14 protein-coding genes are annotated in these 15,775 nt (G+C 65.2%); 11 read left to right on the forward strand and 3 right to left on the reverse strand.

From position 1 onward, the window contains the following. The first annotated feature begins 42 nt into the window (after positions 1-42). From AVE30378_RS08295 to AVE30378_RS08310, 4 genes are all read left to right on the forward strand, one after another. The gene (locus AVE30378_RS08295; RefSeq protein WP_129240378.1) at positions 43-1,206 is read left to right on the forward strand and encodes an ABC transporter substrate-binding protein; all 1,164 of its coding nucleotides are present in this window, start codon (positions 43-45) and stop codon (positions 1,204-1,206) included. A 141-nt stretch (positions 1,207-1,347) separates the two neighbouring features. Next, positions 1,348-2,220 (forward strand): branched-chain amino acid ABC transporter permease, encoded by an 873-nt coding sequence (locus tag AVE30378_RS08300; protein ID WP_129240380.1) that lies wholly within the window; start codon positions 1,348-1,350, stop codon positions 2,218-2,220. Positions 2,221-2,222: 2 nt separating this feature from the next. After that, positions 2,223-4,145: a branched-chain amino acid ABC transporter ATP-binding protein/permease gene (locus AVE30378_RS08305; RefSeq protein WP_129240382.1), complete on the forward strand. Its 1,923-nt coding sequence runs from the start codon at positions 2,223-2,225 to the stop codon at positions 4,143-4,145. A gap of 18 nt (positions 4,146-4,163) precedes the next feature. Then, positions 4,164-4,886, forward strand: coding sequence for an ABC transporter ATP-binding protein (locus AVE30378_RS08310; RefSeq protein ID WP_129240383.1), 723 nt, complete (start codon positions 4,164-4,166; stop codon positions 4,884-4,886). A gap of 267 nt (positions 4,887-5,153) precedes the next feature. Here the strand turns inward: AVE30378_RS08310 and AVE30378_RS08315 are convergent, their stop codons facing one another. The 3 genes from AVE30378_RS08315 to AVE30378_RS08325 all read right to left on the reverse strand — a co-directional run bounded on the left by AVE30378_RS08315 (position 5,154) and on the right by AVE30378_RS08325 (position 6,951). Beyond that, complete coding sequence (locus AVE30378_RS08315; protein ID WP_129240384.1) at positions 5,154-5,579, reverse strand: organic hydroperoxide resistance protein; 426 nt, start codon at positions 5,577-5,579, stop codon at positions 5,154-5,156. Between the two features lie 140 nt (positions 5,580-5,719). Continuing rightward, positions 5,720-6,181: a MarR family winged helix-turn-helix transcriptional regulator gene (locus tag AVE30378_RS08320; protein WP_129240385.1), complete on the reverse strand. Its 462-nt coding sequence runs from the start codon at positions 6,179-6,181 to the stop codon at positions 5,720-5,722. Positions 6,182-6,240: 59 nt separating this feature from the next. Continuing rightward, a complete protein-coding gene (locus tag AVE30378_RS08325) occupies positions 6,241-6,951 on the reverse strand; it encodes a Crp/Fnr family transcriptional regulator (protein WP_129240386.1) in 711 nt (236 codons plus the stop codon). Positions 6,952-7,120: 169 nt separating this feature from the next. Between AVE30378_RS08325 and AVE30378_RS08330 the strand changes: the two genes are divergently transcribed. The 7 genes from AVE30378_RS08330 to AVE30378_RS08360 all read left to right on the forward strand — a co-directional run bounded on the left by AVE30378_RS08330 (position 7,121) and on the right by AVE30378_RS08360 (position 15,763). Continuing rightward, positions 7,121-9,097, forward strand: a complete 1,977-nt coding sequence (locus AVE30378_RS08330) for an AMP-dependent synthetase/ligase (RefSeq protein WP_129240387.1) — start codon at positions 7,121-7,123, stop codon at positions 9,095-9,097. Positions 9,098-9,102: 5 nt separating this feature from the next. Next, positions 9,103-9,900: an ABC transporter ATP-binding protein gene (locus AVE30378_RS08335; RefSeq protein WP_129240388.1), complete on the forward strand. Its 798-nt coding sequence runs from the start codon at positions 9,103-9,105 to the stop codon at positions 9,898-9,900. Positions 9,901-9,911: 11 nt separating this feature from the next. Continuing rightward, positions 9,912-10,841 (forward strand): branched-chain amino acid ABC transporter permease, encoded by a 930-nt coding sequence (locus AVE30378_RS08340; protein ID WP_129240389.1) that lies wholly within the window; start codon positions 9,912-9,914, stop codon positions 10,839-10,841. A gap of 10 nt (positions 10,842-10,851) precedes the next feature. Then, entirely contained in the window at positions 10,852-11,916 is a 1,065-nt protein-coding gene (locus tag AVE30378_RS08345; protein WP_129240390.1) for a branched-chain amino acid ABC transporter permease, read from the forward strand. Between the two features lie 126 nt (positions 11,917-12,042). Beyond that, a complete protein-coding gene (locus AVE30378_RS08350; RefSeq protein WP_129240391.1) occupies positions 12,043-13,380 on the forward strand; it encodes an ABC transporter substrate-binding protein in 1,338 nt (445 codons plus the stop codon). A 192-nt stretch (positions 13,381-13,572) separates the two neighbouring features. After that, positions 13,573-14,412: an ABC transporter ATP-binding protein gene (locus AVE30378_RS08355; protein WP_129240392.1), complete on the forward strand. Its 840-nt coding sequence runs from the start codon at positions 13,573-13,575 to the stop codon at positions 14,410-14,412. 82 nt (positions 14,413-14,494) lie between these two features. Continuing rightward, positions 14,495-15,763, forward strand: a complete 1,269-nt coding sequence (locus AVE30378_RS08360; protein WP_129240393.1) for a phenylacetate--CoA ligase family protein — start codon at positions 14,495-14,497, stop codon at positions 15,761-15,763. Positions 15,764-15,775: the final 12 nt, after the last annotated feature.

Here is a 15,775-nt window from a genome sequence, read left to right on the forward strand (position 1 = left end):
AAGGTTTTCCACGCAGTTCTACCAATTACAACGGAGACATCCATGGATTTTCGTTTGAAGGTGCTAGCAGGAGCCCTCGCATTTGCCGCAATGGCCGCAAGCCACGCCGCCGACCCGATCAAGATCGGCGTGGCCGGCCCCTACACCGGAGGCTCGTCCTCCATGGGCGTCAGCATGCGCGACGGCGTGCGCCTGGCCATTGAAGAAATCAACAAGAACGGCGGGGTGCTGGGCCGGCAACTGGTCGCCGTGGAACGCGACGACGAAGCCAAGAACGAGCGCGGCGTGCAGATCGCCCAGGAACTGATCAACAAGGAACAGGTCGCGGCCACCGTCGGCTACATCAACACCGGCGTGGCGCTGGCCTCGCAACGCTTCTACCAGGACGCCAAGATCCCGGTGTTCAACAACGTGGCCACGGGCAGCGTCATCACGCACCAGTTCAAGGCCCCCGAATACCCGGACAACTACGTGTTCCGCAATGCGGCGCACGACAGCATCCAGGCCCCGATGATCGTCGAGGAAGCGATCACGCGCCGCGGCTACAAGAAGGTCGCCATCCTGGCCGATTCCACCAACTACGGCCAACTGGGCCGCGAGGATCTGGAAAAAGCCCTGGACAGCAAGGGCATCAAGCCCGTGGCGGTGGAGAAGTTCAACATCAAGGACGTCGACATGACGGCCCAGTTGCTGAAGGCCAAGTCCGCCGGCGCCGAAGCCGTGCTGACCTATGGCATCGGCCCCGAACTGGCCCAGATCGCCAACGGCATGACCAAGCTGGGCTGGAAGGTGCCGATCATCGGTAGCTGGACGCTCTCCATGGCCAACTACATCGACAACTCCGGCGCCAACGGAGAAGGCGCGCGCATGCCGCAAACCTTCATCCAGGACCCGGACACGCCCAAGCGCAAGGCGTTCATCGATGCCTACCTGGCCAAGTTCAAGCCCAAGAACAACCGCATCGACTCTCCGGTGTCGGCGGCCCAGGGCTATGACTCGATCTTCCTGCTGGCGGCCGCCTTCAAGCAGGCCAACTCCACCGACGGCCCGAAGGTCCGCGAAGCGCTGGAAAACCTGCAAACGCCCGTCGAAGGCGTGGTGATGACCTACAACAAGCCGTTCAACCACGACAACCACGACGCGATCACGGCGAAGGAAGTGGTGATCGGCGAGGTCAAGGGCGGCCGTGTAGTCAAGGCCAACTAGGTCCCGCAGCGCACTTGGCGGCGGCTGCCCGGCCGCCGCCGTCCGCGTCCTGCCCGCCAGGACGCGGGCATGCCGCCGCCTGAAAACAGCGTTCTGCCCACGGGGGTTGGGACGGAACCACAGCGCTTCAAGACACACACCATGATTCTTCTACAGCTCATCTATAGCGGTATCGCGCTGGGCATGATCTATGCCGTCATCGCGTTCGGATACCAGCTCACCTTCTCCACGTCGGGCACGCTGAACTTCGGCCAGGGCGAAGCCCTGATGCTGGGCGCGCTGGTCGGCCTCACCCTGGTCGGACTGGGCGTGAACTACTGGGTGATGATTCCCATCGTCTGCATCTTCGGCTTCGCTCAGGGCGCGCTGGTCGAGCGCGTGGGCGTTCGGCCCGCCATCAAGACCCGCTCCGAATTCGGCTGGATCATGGCCACCATCGCGCTGGGCATCATCTTCAAGAACGTGGCCGAGAACATCTGGGGCCGCGACGACCTGCGCTTTCCCTCGCCGCTGCCCGAAGCGCCGATCCAGGTGCTGGGCGCCAACGTCCTGCCGATGGAGCTGCTGGTGGTGTTCGGCGCGCTGGCGATGATGCTGCTGGTGGAAATCTTCAACCGCAAGTCCATCTACGGCAAGGCCTTCGTCGCCACCTCGAACGACCGCGACGCCGCCGGCCTGATGGGCATCAACACCGGCATGGTGATCACGTTTTCCTATGCCCTGTCGTCGCTGACCGCCGCATTCGCCGGCGTGCTGGTGGCGCCGCTGACGCTGACCGGCGCCACCATGGGCGCGGTGCTGGGCCTGAAGGCCTTCGCGGTCGCCATCATCGGCGGCCTGTCCAGCGGCATGGGCGTCGTGGTGGGCGGGCTCATCCTGGGCATCGCCGAAACGACCACCGGTTTCTATCTTTCCACGGGATACAAAGACGTGCCTGGATTGGTCCTGCTGCTGCTCGTCCTGACCTTCAAACCCGCCGGCCTGTTCGGCAAGACCGCGATCAAGAAGGTGTGACGATGAAACCCCTGCACCTCCTGCTCTCCATCCTGGCCGTGGCCTGCCTGGCCGCGGTGCCGCTGGGCGTCACCAACACGTATTACCTGCACCTGATCGAAACCATCATGATCTACGCGATCCTGCTGTTCGGGCTCGATATCGTGGTGGGCTACACCGGCCAGGTCTCGCTGGGCCACGCCGGCCTGTTCGGCATTGGTTCCTATGTGGCCGGCGTGCTGTTCTTCCATCTGCAGATGCCGATCTGGATCATCCTCCCGGCCGCGATCCTGATCGCCGCGGCCTTCGGGGCGGTGCTGGCGCTGCCGGCGCTGCGGGTCACGGGCCCGTACCTGGCCATGGTGACGCTGGCGTTCGGCACCATCATCCAGATCCTGATCAACGAGATGACCTTCCTGACCGAAGGCCCCCTGGGCATCAAGATCAACAAGCCGTCCATCGCCGGCCACATCCTCACCAAGAGCGAGTACTTCTGGCTGGTGGGCGCGCTGCTGGTGCTCTCCCTGATCGTGGTGCACCGCATCCTGAAGTCGCACCTGGGACGCTCGTTCGAGGCCTTGCGCGACAGCCCGATCGCGTCGGACTGCATGGGCGTGTCGGTGTACCGGCACAAGGTGTTCGCCTTCGTCATCAGCGCCGGCTTCGCCGGCCTGGCGGGCGCGCTGTATTCGTACTCGGAACAGTACATCTCGCCCAATACCTACAACTTCGAACTGACCATCCTGTTCCTGCTGGCCATCATCATGGGCGGGCGCAAGAGCCGCACGGGCGCGCTGCTGGGCGCCTCCATCATCGTGCTGCTGCCCAAGATGCTGGACGACATTTCGACTTTCAGGCTGATCGCGCTGGGCGTGGCAATCCTGGTGACGGCGGGCAGCGCGGTCGCCGTGTCCAAGGGCCGCGCCGACCCCCGCCGGGTCGCCGTGCCCGTCGTCGGCACCATCCTCCTGGCGATCTTCTCGTTCTGGCTGGAAGCCGTGACCGACTGGCGCCTGACGATCTTCGGGGTCATGATCCTCTTCGTCGTGTACTACCTGCCCGACGGCATCGTGGGTTTCGTGCGCAACCTGTTCTTCTCCAGCCGCCGCACCGCGCTCGCGGTCAAGTCGGACCTGGTGAAGGCGCAGGAGGCGGTGCCCGACGCGGCCAAGGGCAAGGGCGAGACCCTGCTGGCGGCCAAGGGCGTGCTGATGCAGTTCGGCGGCCTGAAGGCGTTGAACGAGGTGGACCTGACCGTGAAGCGCGGCACCATCCATGGCCTGATCGGACCCAACGGCTCCGGCAAGAGCACCATGATGAACGTGCTGACGGGCATCTACGTGCCGACCGCCGGCGCGGTGGAGTTCTCGGGCAAGTCGCTGGTGGGCCTGGCGCCGGCGGACATCGCCGAGGCGGGCATTGCGCGGACCTTCCAGAACGTGCAGCTCTTCGGCGAAATGACCGCGCTGGAGAACGTGCTGGTCGGCCTGCACCACACCTTCACCACGGGGCTGGCCGGCATCGCGCTGCGCACGCCCAAGTGGAAGGGCGAGGAACAGGGCGCCCGCGCGCGCGCCATGGCGCTGCTGGAATTCGTGGGCCTGGAATCGCTGGCCAGCGAAGAAGCCCGCAACCTGCCCTACGGCAAGCAGCGGCTGCTTGAAATCGCCCGCGCCCTGGCCCTGGACCCGCAACTGCTGTTGCTGGACGAACCCGCGGCCGGCCTGACCGCGCCCGACATCGTCGAGCTGCTGGCCATCATCCGCAAGGTGCGCGACCACGGCATCACGCTGATTCTCATCGAGCACCACATGGACGTGGTGATGGGGGTCTGCGACACCGTGTCGGTGCTGGACTTCGGCCAGAAGATCGCCGAGGGCCTGCCCAACGAAGTGCAAAGCAACGCCAAGGTCATCGAGGCGTATCTGGGCGGCGCGCCCGCCTGACGCCAAGGGGACGACAAGATGCTATCGATCAAGAATCTGGAAGCGGGCTACGGCAAAGTCAAAGTGCTGCACGGTATCAGCATGGAGGTGCCCAAGGCCAAGGTGGTGACGCTGATCGGCTCCAACGGCGCCGGCAAGACCACCACCATGCGGGCGCTGTCGGGCATGATCCGCCCCACCGCGGGCGAGATCACGCTGGGCGGCAAGCGCATAGACGGGCTCGAATCCCACCGCATCGCGCGGCTGGGGCTGGCGCACTCGCCCGAGGGACGGCGGGTGTTCCCGACCCTGTCGGTGACCGACAACCTGCTGCTGGGCGCCTTTCCGCGCCTGACGGGCAGCCGGCCCAAAGGCGACGTGCAGGCCGACCTGGGCCGCGCCATGGACCTGTTCCCGCGCCTGAAGGAACGCCGCGACCAATTGGCCGGCACGCTGTCCGGCGGCGAACAGCAGATGCTGGCCATGGCCCGCGCCGTGATGCTGAATCCTGAACTGGTGCTGCTGGACGAGCCGTCGATGGGCCTGGCGCCGATCCTGGTGGAAGAAGTGTTCAGGATCATCGCGCGGCTGAAGGACGAAGGGGTCACGATGCTGCTGGTGGAGCAGTTCGCGGCCGCCGCGCTGAACGTGGCGGATTATGGATACGTGCTGGAGAACGGCCGGATTTCCGTGCATGGCAGCGCGGATAAGCTGAAGCACGATCCCGCCGTGGTCGCGGCGTATCTGGGCGGATCGCACTGAAGGCAACCGGCAATAAGCAGGTGTCAGACACCCGTCGCCGGAGCAAGTGTCTGACACCCGTACGAGTTGGCCGTCCGTCTGAGGCGGAACTTCCCGGGTGTCAGACACCCACGCGTTGCATGCTTTCGTTGGTGTCAGACACCCGGGCAGCGTCGGAGCAAGATGGAGAACGTCTCGTACGGGTGTCAGACACTTAGAGCCGCATCCCGTACCGGTGTCAGACACTGGAACGGGCGCTCCGCAGGCGCCTGACACCGAAGCCGCCCCTCAGACTATCGTCAACGTCACATCGATGTTGCCGCGCGTCGCGTTCGAGTACGGGCATACGATATGCGCGGCCGCGACCAGTTTTTCGGCCTCGGCGCGCTCCATGCCCGGCAGCGAGATCTTCAGTTCCACTTCGATGCCGAAGCCGGTCGGAATGGGGCCGATGCCCACCGAACCGTCGATCGCCGCATTCGTCGGCATGGCGATCTTGTCGCGGCCTGCGACGAACTTCATGGCGCCCATGAAGCACGCCGAGTAGCCCACGGCAAACAACTGCTCGGGGTTGGTGCCGGCCGCGCCGGCGCCGCCCAGTTCCTTGGGCGTGGTCAGCTTGACGTTCAGGTTGCCGTCGTCGGTGGCGCCCGTGCCTTCACGGCCGCCGGTGACATGCGCGTGGGCGCGGTACAGCACTTTTTCGATAGACATGATGCGTTTCCTTGGAAAGATAAAGGGGAACTGCCGGGCCTGGCGGGATCCTTCCCGTTTCGGCCTTACCAACAAAGTAGTACACAACTATATCGTGCACTACTTAAATGACCGGACGATGGCAGGCGCCAACGTCCGCCTCAAAGACTGGCGACCAGCTTCTCGCGCAGCGCGTGCAGGGCCTTCATGGTGTCCTGCGCCTCGTCCAGCGTGCATTGCGCGGCCGTGGCGACGGCCTGCGGCACGGCCTGCGCCTTGCCGCGCAAATCGCGCCCCTGCCGGGTCAAGGCCACGATCACCTGGCGCTCGTCGTCCTGGGCGCGCTGCCGCGTCACCAGTCCGGCCGCTTCCAGGCGCTTGAGCAACGGCGTCAGCGTGGCCGAATCCAGGAACAGGCGCTCGCCGATGTCCGTCACCGTGATTTCGTCGCCTTCCCACAGCACCAGCATCACCAGATACTGCGGATAGGTCAAGTCCAGGCCGCGCAGCAGCTTGCGGTACACCTTGTTCATCGCCAGCGAGGTCGAGTACAGGGCGAAGCAAAGCTGGCTGTCCAGCAGCAGCGGGTTGAAAGCGCCTTTGGGTTTGGATCTGGATTTCATTGCGCAATATTAAATAGCGCACTATTTATCGTCAAGCTTTTTTTTCGGCACGGCACGCGCTAGGCGCCCGCCTGCTCCCCTTCTCCCGTGGCGCGATCCGACCCGTATTGCTTCAGCCCTTCCAGGTCCAGCACCCGGACCGCGCCGTACTCCACGTTCAGCAATCCGGCTTCTTCCAGCTTGCGCAGCGCCTGGTTGGCCCGCTGGCGCGACACCCGGGCCAGATAGCCGACTTCTTCCTGCGTAATCGTCAGGCGCATGCCCATGCCGGGATACAGCAAAGGATTGAACAGCTCGGCCAGACAGCGGGCCACGCGCGCATCCGGGTCCAGCAGACGGTCGTACTCCGCCTTGCCGATGAACTGCGCCACGCGCTCGTTCAATTGGTGGAGCAGATAGCGGTTGAACGGGATGCTGGTGTCCAGCAGCCAGTCGAAGGTGGCGCTGGGCAGGCGCGCCACCACGGAATCCCGCAATGCCACGATGTCGTACTTGCGGATTTCGCTCTTGAGCAGCGACCCCTCGCCGATCCATCCGCCGGCGGGCACGCCGGTCAGCGACGCCACTTTGCCTTCGGCGTTGCCCACCGATACTTTGACCAGCCCGGCCAGCACGCCGATCCAAGCCTGTGCGAGTTCGCCTTTGCGCTCTATGATCGATCCGGCGGCCACCTGCTGCACGGTGAGGTCCCGCTCGACGCGCATTTGCTGTTCGCGGTCGAGCACGCGAAACCAGGCCGCGGCAAGTTGCAGGGAATCGGATAGCTGCATCGGGAATACCCTAAAAGGTCCTTGAATGTCGCGATGGTGACAGTTGGTAGCAACCCAACCTTATACCTTAACTCCTGCCGTAAATCTAAAACCAACTGGTCAAGCACCTCATCGCCATCGCCGCCCGCGCGGACTCCTGGCCCGAAGCGCCCAAACCGGAGGAGACAACGTGGCACATACATCGCCCGCATCCGCACGGATGCCGGCTGCGTCGGACACCTTTCCGGCGCTGCTGTTCACGCATGCCAAGGTTCGTGGGTCGCGGCCCGCGATACGCGAGAAAGATCTGGGGATCTGGCAAACCCTTACGTGGTCCGAAGTCGCGGAGCACGTCCGCCACGTCGCCCACGGCCTGGCCGCGCTGGGCATCCAGCCCGGCATGCACGTGGCCGTGGTCGGCGAGAACCGTCCCCGCCTGTACATGGCCATGATGGCCGCGCAATCGCTGGGCGCGATTCCCGTGCCGCTCTACCAGGACGCCGTCGCCCAGGAAATGGTCTACGTGCTGCAGGATGCCGAGATCAGCGTGGCCATCGTCGAGGACCAGGAACAGGTCGACAAGATGCTCGAGATCAGCGAACAATGCCCCGCCCTGAAGCGCGTGGTGTTCGACGATCCGCGCGGCCTGCGCCACTACACCGACGCGATGCTGATGTCCTATGAAAAGCTGGAAGAGCTGGGCGCCGAATACGCCGCGCAGCACCCCGGCTTCCTGGATGGCGCCATCGCCGCCGTGCAGCCGCAGGACGCGGCCGCCATGTTCTATACGTCGGGCACGACCGGCAAGCCCAAGGGCGTCGTGCTGACGCACCACGCGCTGATCGACCGCGCGCGTGCCGTGTCCGAACTGGAAAACCTCACCGACCGGGAAGACGTGCTGGCCTACCTGCCGCCCGCCTGGATCGGCCAGAACATGTTCTCGTACACGCAGTTGCTGGTCACCGGCTTCACCGTGAACCATCCCGAATCGCCCGACACCGTGGCGATCGACATGCGCGACATCGGCCCCACCTATTACTTCGCGCCGCCGCGCGTGCTGGAAGGCCTGCTGACCCACGTGATGATCCGCATGGAAGACGCGGGATTCATCAAGCGCAAGCTGTTTGCCGGCTGCATGAAACTGGCGCGCCGCGTCGGCACGAAGATCCTGGACGGCGAATCGGTCGGCGCCTGGGACCGCCTGCGCTACGCGCTGGGCAACGCGCTGATCTACGGCCCGCTGCGCAATGCGCTGGGCATGAGCCGGGTGCGGGTGGCCTATACGGCGGGCGAGGCCATCGGGCCCGACCTGTTCGTGTTCTACCGCTCGATCGGCATCAACCTGAAGCAACTGTACGGTTCCACCGAAACCTCCGTGTTCGTTTGCGTTCAGCCGGACGGCCACGTGCGCGACGACACCGTGGGCCCGCCCGTCGAGGGCGTGGAGATCCGCGTGGCCGACAACGGCGAGATCCTGGTCAAGAGCCCCGGTCTTTTCAAGGAGTACTACCGCAACCCCGAAGCGACTGCCGAGGCGCGCAGCGCCGACGGCTGGTTCCATACGGGCGACGCGGGCTATCTCGACACCGACGGCCAACTGAAGATCATCGACCGCGCCAAGGACGTGGGCAAGCTCGCCAACGGCAGCCTGTTCGCGCCGAAGTACATCGAGAACAAGCTCAAGTTCTTCCAGCACATCAAGGAAGCGGTCGCCTTCGGCGCCGACCGCGACGACGTGTGCGCCTTCATCAACATCGACCTGGAAGCGGTGGGCAACTGGGCCGAGCGGCGCGGCATGCCCTACGCCGGCTATACCGACCTCGCCTCCAAGGACGAGGTCTACCAACTGATCGCGGAATGCGTGGAGCAGGTCAACGCCGACCTGGCCACGGATCCCAAGCTGTCGGCCTCGCAGATCAGCCGCTTCCTGATCCTGCACAAGGAACTCGATCCCGACGACGACGAGCTGACCCGCACCCGCAAGGTGCGCCGCGCCTTCATCGCGCAGAAGTACGGTGTGCTGATCGACGCCCTCTACGGCGGAAAGCAATCGCAGTACATCGAGACCGAAGTGAAATTCGAAGACGGACGCACCGGCAAGATTTCGGCGGACCTGAAGATCCGACCGGTAAAGACGTTTCCCGCCATAACCGCCCGAGCCGCGTAGAGACCATGAGCCACAACGACCGCGACCAGCGCATCGGCGACGTCATGCTGGACATGCAGAACATTTCGCTGTCCTTCGGCGGCGTCAAGGCGCTGACGGATATTTCCTTCAACGTGCGCGAACACGAGATCCGCGCCATCATCGGCCCCAACGGCGCGGGCAAGAGCTCGATGCTCAACGTCATCAACGGGGTCTATACGCCCCAGCAAGGCGGCATCGCATTCCGCGGCGAGCGCTTCTCGCGCATGAACCCCCGCCGCGCCGCCGAGATGGGCATCGCGCGCACGTTCCAGAACCTGGCGCTGTTCAAGGGCATGAGCGTGCTGGACAACATCATGACCGGCCGCAACCTGCGCATGAAATGCGGGCTGCTGTCGCAGGCGTTCCGCCTGGGCCGGGCCGAGCGCGAAGAGATCCAACATCGCGAATTCGTCGAGAACATCATCGACTTCCTGGAGATCCAGGCCTATCGCAAAACGCCGGTCGGCCGCCTGCCCTACGGCCTGCAAAAGCGCGTGGACCTGGGCCGCGCGCTGGCGATGGAGCCGCGCCTGCTGCTGCTGGACGAGCCGATGGCGGGCATGAACATCGAAGAGAAGCAGGACATGAGCCGCTTCATCCTGGATGTGAACGACGAATTCGGAACCACCATCGTGCTGATCGAGCACGACATGGGCGTGGTCATGGACATCTCCGACCGCGTGGTGGTGCTGGACTACGGCAAGAAGATCGGCGACGGCAAGCCGGACGAAGTCCGCGCCAACGAAGACGTCGTAAAAGCCTATCTAGGCGTGTCGCACTAAGGCGGACAGACATGGGATTTTTTCTAGAGACCTTATTCGGCGGCCTGATGAGCGGCATGCTGTATGCCCTGATCGGCCTGGGCTTCGTCCTGATCTTCAAGGCGTCCGGCGTCTTCAACTTCGCGCAGGGCGCGATGGTGCTGGTGGCCGCGCTGTCCATGGCGCGCTTCTCGGAGTGGCTGCCGCGCTGGTTCGGCTTCGACAACATGATCCTGGCCAACGTGCTGGCGTTCATCGTCAGCGCGGCCGTGATGTTCGTGCTGGCGGTCGCCATCGAACGGTTCGTGCTGCGCCACCTGGTCAACCAGGAGGCCACCACCTTGCTGATGGCCACGCTGGGCATCAGCTACTTCCTGGACGGCCTGGGCCAGATCACGTTCGGCAGTTCGGTGTATTCCATCAACGTGGGCATGCCCAAGGATCCGCTGATGATCCTGGAGTCCGTCTTCGAAGGCGGGCTGCTGATCAACCTGGAGGACCTGACCGCGGCGGTCATCGCCGCCCTGCTGGTGGCGGCGCTGGCCCTCTTCTTCCAGTACACCTCGACCGGCCGCGCCCTGCGCGCGGTGGCCGACGACCACCAGGCCGCGCAATCCATCGGCATCCCGCTCAACCGGATCTGGGTGATCGTCTGGAGCGTGGCGGGCCTGGTGGCGCTGGTGGCCGGCATCATCTGGGGGTCGAAGTTCGGCGTGCAGTTCACGCTGTCCACCGCGGCGCTGCGGGCGCTGCCGGTGGTGATCCTGGGCGGCCTGACCTCGGTGCCGGGCGCCATCCTGGGCGGCCTGATCATCGGCGTCGGGGAAAAACTGTCCGAGGTCTACCTGGGGTCGCTCGTGGGCGGCGGTATCGAAATCTGGTTCGCCTATGTGCTGGCGCTGGTGTTCCTGCTGTTCCGTCCGCAAGGGCTGTTCGGCGAGAAGATCATCGACCGGGTCTGAGGAATAAAACATGTTCTATCGCGAAAACGGCCAATTCAAGACCAGCTATCGCGCTGACCAGCAGATCTTCCCGATCCGCCAGGACCGCATCTTCATCTGGCTGCTGCTGGCGGTGGCGTTCGTCGCCATCCCGGCGATGGCCAGCGACTACCTGCTGCGCGCCATCCTGATCCCCTTCCTGATCCTGGCGCTGGCCGCCGTGGGCCTGAACATCCTGGTGGGCTATTGCGGCCAGATCTCGCTGGGCACAGGCGCCTTCATGGCCGTCGGCGCCTACGCGGCCTGGAACTTCGGCGTGCGCTTTCCCGGCATGCCGCTGATCGTCCAGATCCTGCTGGGCGGCTTCTTCGCCACCATCGTCGGCGTGATATTCGGCATTCCCAGCCTGCGGATACGGGGCCTGTACCTGGCGGTGGCCACGCTGGCCGCGCAGTTCTTCGTGGACTGGGCGTTCCTGCGCATCCCCTTCTTCACGAACTACTCCTCGTCCGGCAGCGTGTCGGTGCCGCCGCTGACCGCCTTCGGCCTGCCCGTCCAGAGCGCCCTGGAAAAGTACCTGTTCGTGCTGATCCTGGTGGTGGTGTTCAGCCTCCTGGCCAAGAACCTGGTGCGCGGCGCGATCGGCCGCCAGTGGATGGCGATCCGCGACATGGACGTGGCGGCCTCCGTCATCGGCATCCGCCCCATGTACGCCAAACTGACGGCATTCGCGGTCAGCTCGTTCATCGTCGGCGTCGCCGGCGCCTTGTGGGGCTACATCCACCTGGGCTCCTGGGAACCGCTGGCGTTCGACCTGACGCGTTCGTTCCAGTTGTTGTTCATGGTGATCATCGGCGGCCTGGGATCGATCATCGGCAGCTTCTTCGGCGCGGCCTTCATCGTGCTGGTGCCGGTGGCGCTCACCAACATTCCGCACATGCTGGGGCTGCCGCTGTCGGTGGACACGGCGGCGCACGTGGAACACATGGTGTTCGGCGCGCTGATCGTGTTCTTCCTGATCGCCGAACCGCATGGGCTGGCCAGGCTGTGGAGCATCGGCAAGGAGAAGCTCCGCATCTGGCCGTTCCCTCACTGATTTCGCATTGATTTCCGCGGTCCGGAGCGGCACGAGCGTTCCGGATCCGCCCTGAATACCCGGCTCAAGACCGGGCCAATCCCGGTGTCCCAGGGTTTATAGACCCAAGCACCACGCAGGAGGTAAATGGAGATGAAGCGTCTTAACCTGAAGTTGGCGGCAGCCCTGGTGGCCGCAGCGGGCGCCGCCGGCGCCGTGGCCACGCCGGCGATGGCGGCCGAAGAGCAGTTCGTTCCGTTGCTGGTGTACCGCACCGGATCCTTCGCTCCCCTGGGCATCCCCTGGGCAGATGGCAAGCTGGACTACCTGAAGCTGGTCAACGAACGCGATGGCGGCGTCAACGGCGTCAAGATCACGTACGAGGAATGCGAAACCGCCTACGCCACCGACCGCGGCGTGGAATGCTACGAACGCCTGAAGGGCAAGGGCACCGGCGCATCGGGCTTCGACACCCAGTCCACCGGCATCACCTTCGCCGTCAGCGACAAGGCCATGGTCGACAAGGTGCCGGTCGAGACGATGGGCTACGGCCTGTCCCAATCGGTCGACGGCAGCGTGTTCGAATGGAACTTCCCGTTGCTCGGCACGTACTGGACCGCGGCCGACGTGATGATCCAGGACATCGCCAAGAAAGAAGGCGGCATGGACAAGCTCAAGGGCAAGAAGATCGCCCTGGTCTACCACGACTCGCCTTATGGCAAGGAGCCCATCCCGCTGCTGCAGAAGCGCGCGGCCAAGGAAGGCTTCGAGCTGCTGCTGTATCCCGTGACCGCCCCCGGCGTCGAACAGAAGTCCACCTGGCTGCAGATCCGCCAGGCGCGCCCGGCCTACGTGCTGCTGTGGAGCGCGGGCATCATGACGCCCACCGCCGTCCGCGAAGCGCAGGCCAGCGGCTATCCGCGAGACAAGATGTACGCCATCTGGTGGGCCGGCTCCGAAGGCGACGTGAAAGACCTTGGCGACGTCGCCAAGGGCTACAACGCCATCACCGTGCACAACAGCGGCGCCGAGCACGACAAGGTCTACGACGACCTGAAGAAGTTCGTCTACGACAAGGGCCAGGGCGCGGACAAGACGGGCAAGACCACGCTGGGCACCGTCGCCTATACCCGCGGCCTGATGATCTCGATGCTGCAGGTGGAAGCGATCCGCACCGCGCAGGAAAAGTTCGGCAAGGGCAAGGCGCTGACGCCGGAGCAAGTGCGCTGGGGCTTCGAAAACCTGGACCTGACCCAGGAGAAGCTGGACAAGCTGGGCTTCGGCCAGATCATGCGCCCGGTCAAGACGGCTTGCGGCAACCACATGGGCGACGACTGGGCCCGCATCGTGCAGTGGGACGGCGCGAAGTTCAAGGTCGCCTCCGACTGGTACCAGTCGGACAAGACCATTCTCGATCCCATGGTCAAGGAAGCCGCGGCCAAGTACGCGAAGGAGAAGAACATCACTCCTCGAACGTGCAATTGATCCCCCCGAAGCGCCTTTGGCGCTTCCCCCCCAGGGGGGCGCCGCTGGGGACCGGCGTAGCCGGATCCGCCGCGGCCCCGCTTGGGGAGCGTCGGCTGCATGCGGCGCGGGTGCCGTAGGCGAGCCAAGGATGTTGATATGAACCGGCGATCGGCCCAGGGGGCCGGTCGCCACCACGCAGCAGGAACGATCATGACCGCCACTACTACCGCCGCCGCCGCGGACACGCCCAAGGTGCTGCTCGACGTGAACGGCATCGAGGTGATCTACAACCACGTGATCCTCGTGCTCAAGGGCGTGTCCCTGCAAGTTCCGGAAGGAAAGATCGTGGCGCTGCTGGGCGCCAACGGCGCCGGCAAGACCACCACGCTGCGCGCCATCTCGAACCTGCTCAAGGGCGAGCGCGGCGACGTGACCAAGGGCTACATCCAGTACCGCGACCAGCGCATCGAAAGGCTGTCGCCCGCCGAACTGGTCAAGCGCGGCGTGGTGCAGGTGATGGAAGGGCGCCATTGTTTCGCGCACCTGACCATCGAGGAAAACCTGCTGACCGGCGCCTATACGCGCAACATGGGCCGCGGCGACACCGCCTCGGCCCTGGACCGGGTCTACCAGTACTTTCCGCGCCTGAAGCAGCGCCGGACCAGCCAGGCCGGCTACACCTCGGGCGGCGAGCAGCAGATGACCGCCATCGGCCGCGCGCTGATGGCCAATCCCAACATGATCCTGCTGGACGAACCCTCCATGGGGCTGGCGCCGCAGATCGTCGAGGAGATCTTCGAGATCGTGCGCGACCTGAACCAGCGCGAACGCGTCAGCTTCCTGCTAGCGGAGCAGAACACCAACATCGCGCTGCGCTATGCCGACTACGGCTACATCCTGGAAAACGGGCGCGTGATGATGGACGGCGCGGCCTCGGACCTCGCCGAGAACGAGGACGTGAAGGAGTTCTACCTGGGCATTTCCAGCGGCGAACGCAAGAGTTTCCGCGACAACAAGTTCTACCGCCGCCGCAAACGCTGGCTGGCCTGATTCCTGGAGCGGCGAAGCCGGCGCGGTCCGGCCTGCCGCCGGCAACGACACCGCAGTACGGCACACGAGAGGGTGCGATCCCATGTCCGAGTTTTTCGATGTTCTGGAAACCCGCGCGCCCGAGCAGCGCGAGCGCGACCTGATGGCCGCCCTGCCCGGCGCGATCGCCCGGGCGATGGCCCGCGCGCCGGCCATCGCCGAGCAATTGCGCGGCATCGACCCCGCGGCCATCGCGTCCCGCGAGGCCCTGGCGCGCCTGCCCGTGCTGCGCAAGCATGAACTGCTGGAACGGCAGCAGCACAGCCGCGACGACGCCGCCGCGCCCGCCGGGCCGCGCAAGGCGTTCGGCGGCTTCTCGGCCATCGGCTGGGGAGAGGCGATGCGCGTCTTCGCCTCTCCGGGCCCCATCTATGAACCGGAAAGCGCGCGCGCCGACTACTGGCGCTTCGCCCGCGCGCTGCACGCGGCGGGTTTCCGCGCCGGCGAACTGGCCTACAACTGCTTTTCCTACCACTTCACGCCCGCCGGCTCCATGATGGAGACTGCCGCGCACGCCGTCGGATGCACCGTGTTCCCGGGCGGCACCGGACAGACCGAGCAGCAGGTCCGCGCCATCCAGGACCTGGCGCCCACCGGCTACACGGGCACGCCCAGCTTCCTGAAGATCATCCTGGAGAAGGCCGACGAACTGGGCGTGAAACTGGATTCGCTGCGCCGCGCGCTGGTGTCCGGCGAAGCCTTCCCGCCGTCCCTGCGCGACTGGCTTGCCGCGCGCGGCATCGAAGGCTACCAGGCCTACGGCAGCGCCGACCTCGGCATGGTGGCCTTCGAAACGCCCGCCCGCGAGGGGCTGGTGCTGGGCGAGGACATCATCGTCGAAATCGTCCGGCCCGGCACCGGCGAACCCGTGCCGGACGGAGAAGTCGGCGAAGTCGTGGTCACCACCCTGAATCCGGACTACCCGCTGGTGCGCTTCGGCACCGGCGACCTGTCGGCCGTCATGCCCGGCCTCTCGCCCTGCGGGCGCACCAATACCCGCATCAAGGGCTGGATGGGGCGCGCGGACCAGACCACCAAGGTGCGCGGCATGTTCGTGCATCCGTCGCAGGTCGCCGACGTGGCGCGCCGCCATCCGGAAATCCTGCGCGCGCGGCTGGTGATCAGCGGCAGCATGGGCTCGGACCGCATGGTGCTCAAGGTGGAATCGCAGGCGCGCAGCGACGAACTTGCCAAGCGCATCGCGGAATCGGTGCGCGACGTGACCAAACTGCGCAGCGACGTGGAATGGGTGGACGCCGGCAGCCTGCCGAACGACGGCAAGGTCATCGACGACGTGCGCACCTACGAATGAACGTCGCGGCCG

The sequence above is a fragment of the Achromobacter veterisilvae genome (genome assembly GCF_900496975.1).
In the GTDB taxonomy this organism is placed as follows: Bacteria; Pseudomonadota; Gammaproteobacteria; order Burkholderiales; family Burkholderiaceae_B; genus Achromobacter; species Achromobacter veterisilvae.

Excerpts from the sequence above, each read along its gene's own strand:
- AVE30378_RS08295 (WP_129240378.1), top strand. The coding sequence starts at position 43 with ATGGATTTTCGTTTGAAGGTGCTAGCAGGAGCCCTCGCATTTGCCGCA.
- AVE30378_RS08300 (WP_129240380.1), top strand. The coding sequence starts at position 1,348 with ATGATTCTTCTACAGCTCATCTATAGCGGTATCGCGCTGGGCATGATC.
- AVE30378_RS08305 (WP_129240382.1), top strand. The coding sequence starts at position 2,223 with ATGAAACCCCTGCACCTCCTGCTCTCCATCCTGGCCGTGGCCTGCCTG.
- AVE30378_RS08310 (WP_129240383.1), top strand. The coding sequence starts at position 4,164 with ATGCTATCGATCAAGAATCTGGAAGCGGGCTACGGCAAAGTCAAAGTG.
- AVE30378_RS08315 (WP_129240384.1), bottom strand. The coding sequence starts at position 5,579 with ATGTCTATCGAAAAAGTGCTGTACCGCGCCCACGCGCATGTCACCGGC.
- AVE30378_RS08320 (WP_129240385.1), bottom strand. The coding sequence starts at position 6,181 with ATGAAATCCAGATCCAAACCCAAAGGCGCTTTCAACCCGCTGCTGCTG.
- AVE30378_RS08325 (WP_129240386.1), bottom strand. The coding sequence starts at position 6,951 with ATGCAGCTATCCGATTCCCTGCAACTTGCCGCGGCCTGGTTTCGCGTG.
- AVE30378_RS08335 (WP_129240388.1), top strand. The coding sequence starts at position 9,103 with ATGAGCCACAACGACCGCGACCAGCGCATCGGCGACGTCATGCTGGAC.
- AVE30378_RS08340 (WP_129240389.1), top strand. The coding sequence starts at position 9,912 with ATGGGATTTTTTCTAGAGACCTTATTCGGCGGCCTGATGAGCGGCATG.
- AVE30378_RS08345 (WP_129240390.1), top strand. The coding sequence starts at position 10,852 with ATGTTCTATCGCGAAAACGGCCAATTCAAGACCAGCTATCGCGCTGAC.
- AVE30378_RS08350 (WP_129240391.1), top strand. The coding sequence starts at position 12,043 with ATGGAGATGAAGCGTCTTAACCTGAAGTTGGCGGCAGCCCTGGTGGCC.
- AVE30378_RS08355 (WP_129240392.1), top strand. The coding sequence starts at position 13,573 with ATGACCGCCACTACTACCGCCGCCGCCGCGGACACGCCCAAGGTGCTG.
- AVE30378_RS08360 (WP_129240393.1), top strand. The coding sequence starts at position 14,495 with ATGTCCGAGTTTTTCGATGTTCTGGAAACCCGCGCGCCCGAGCAGCGC.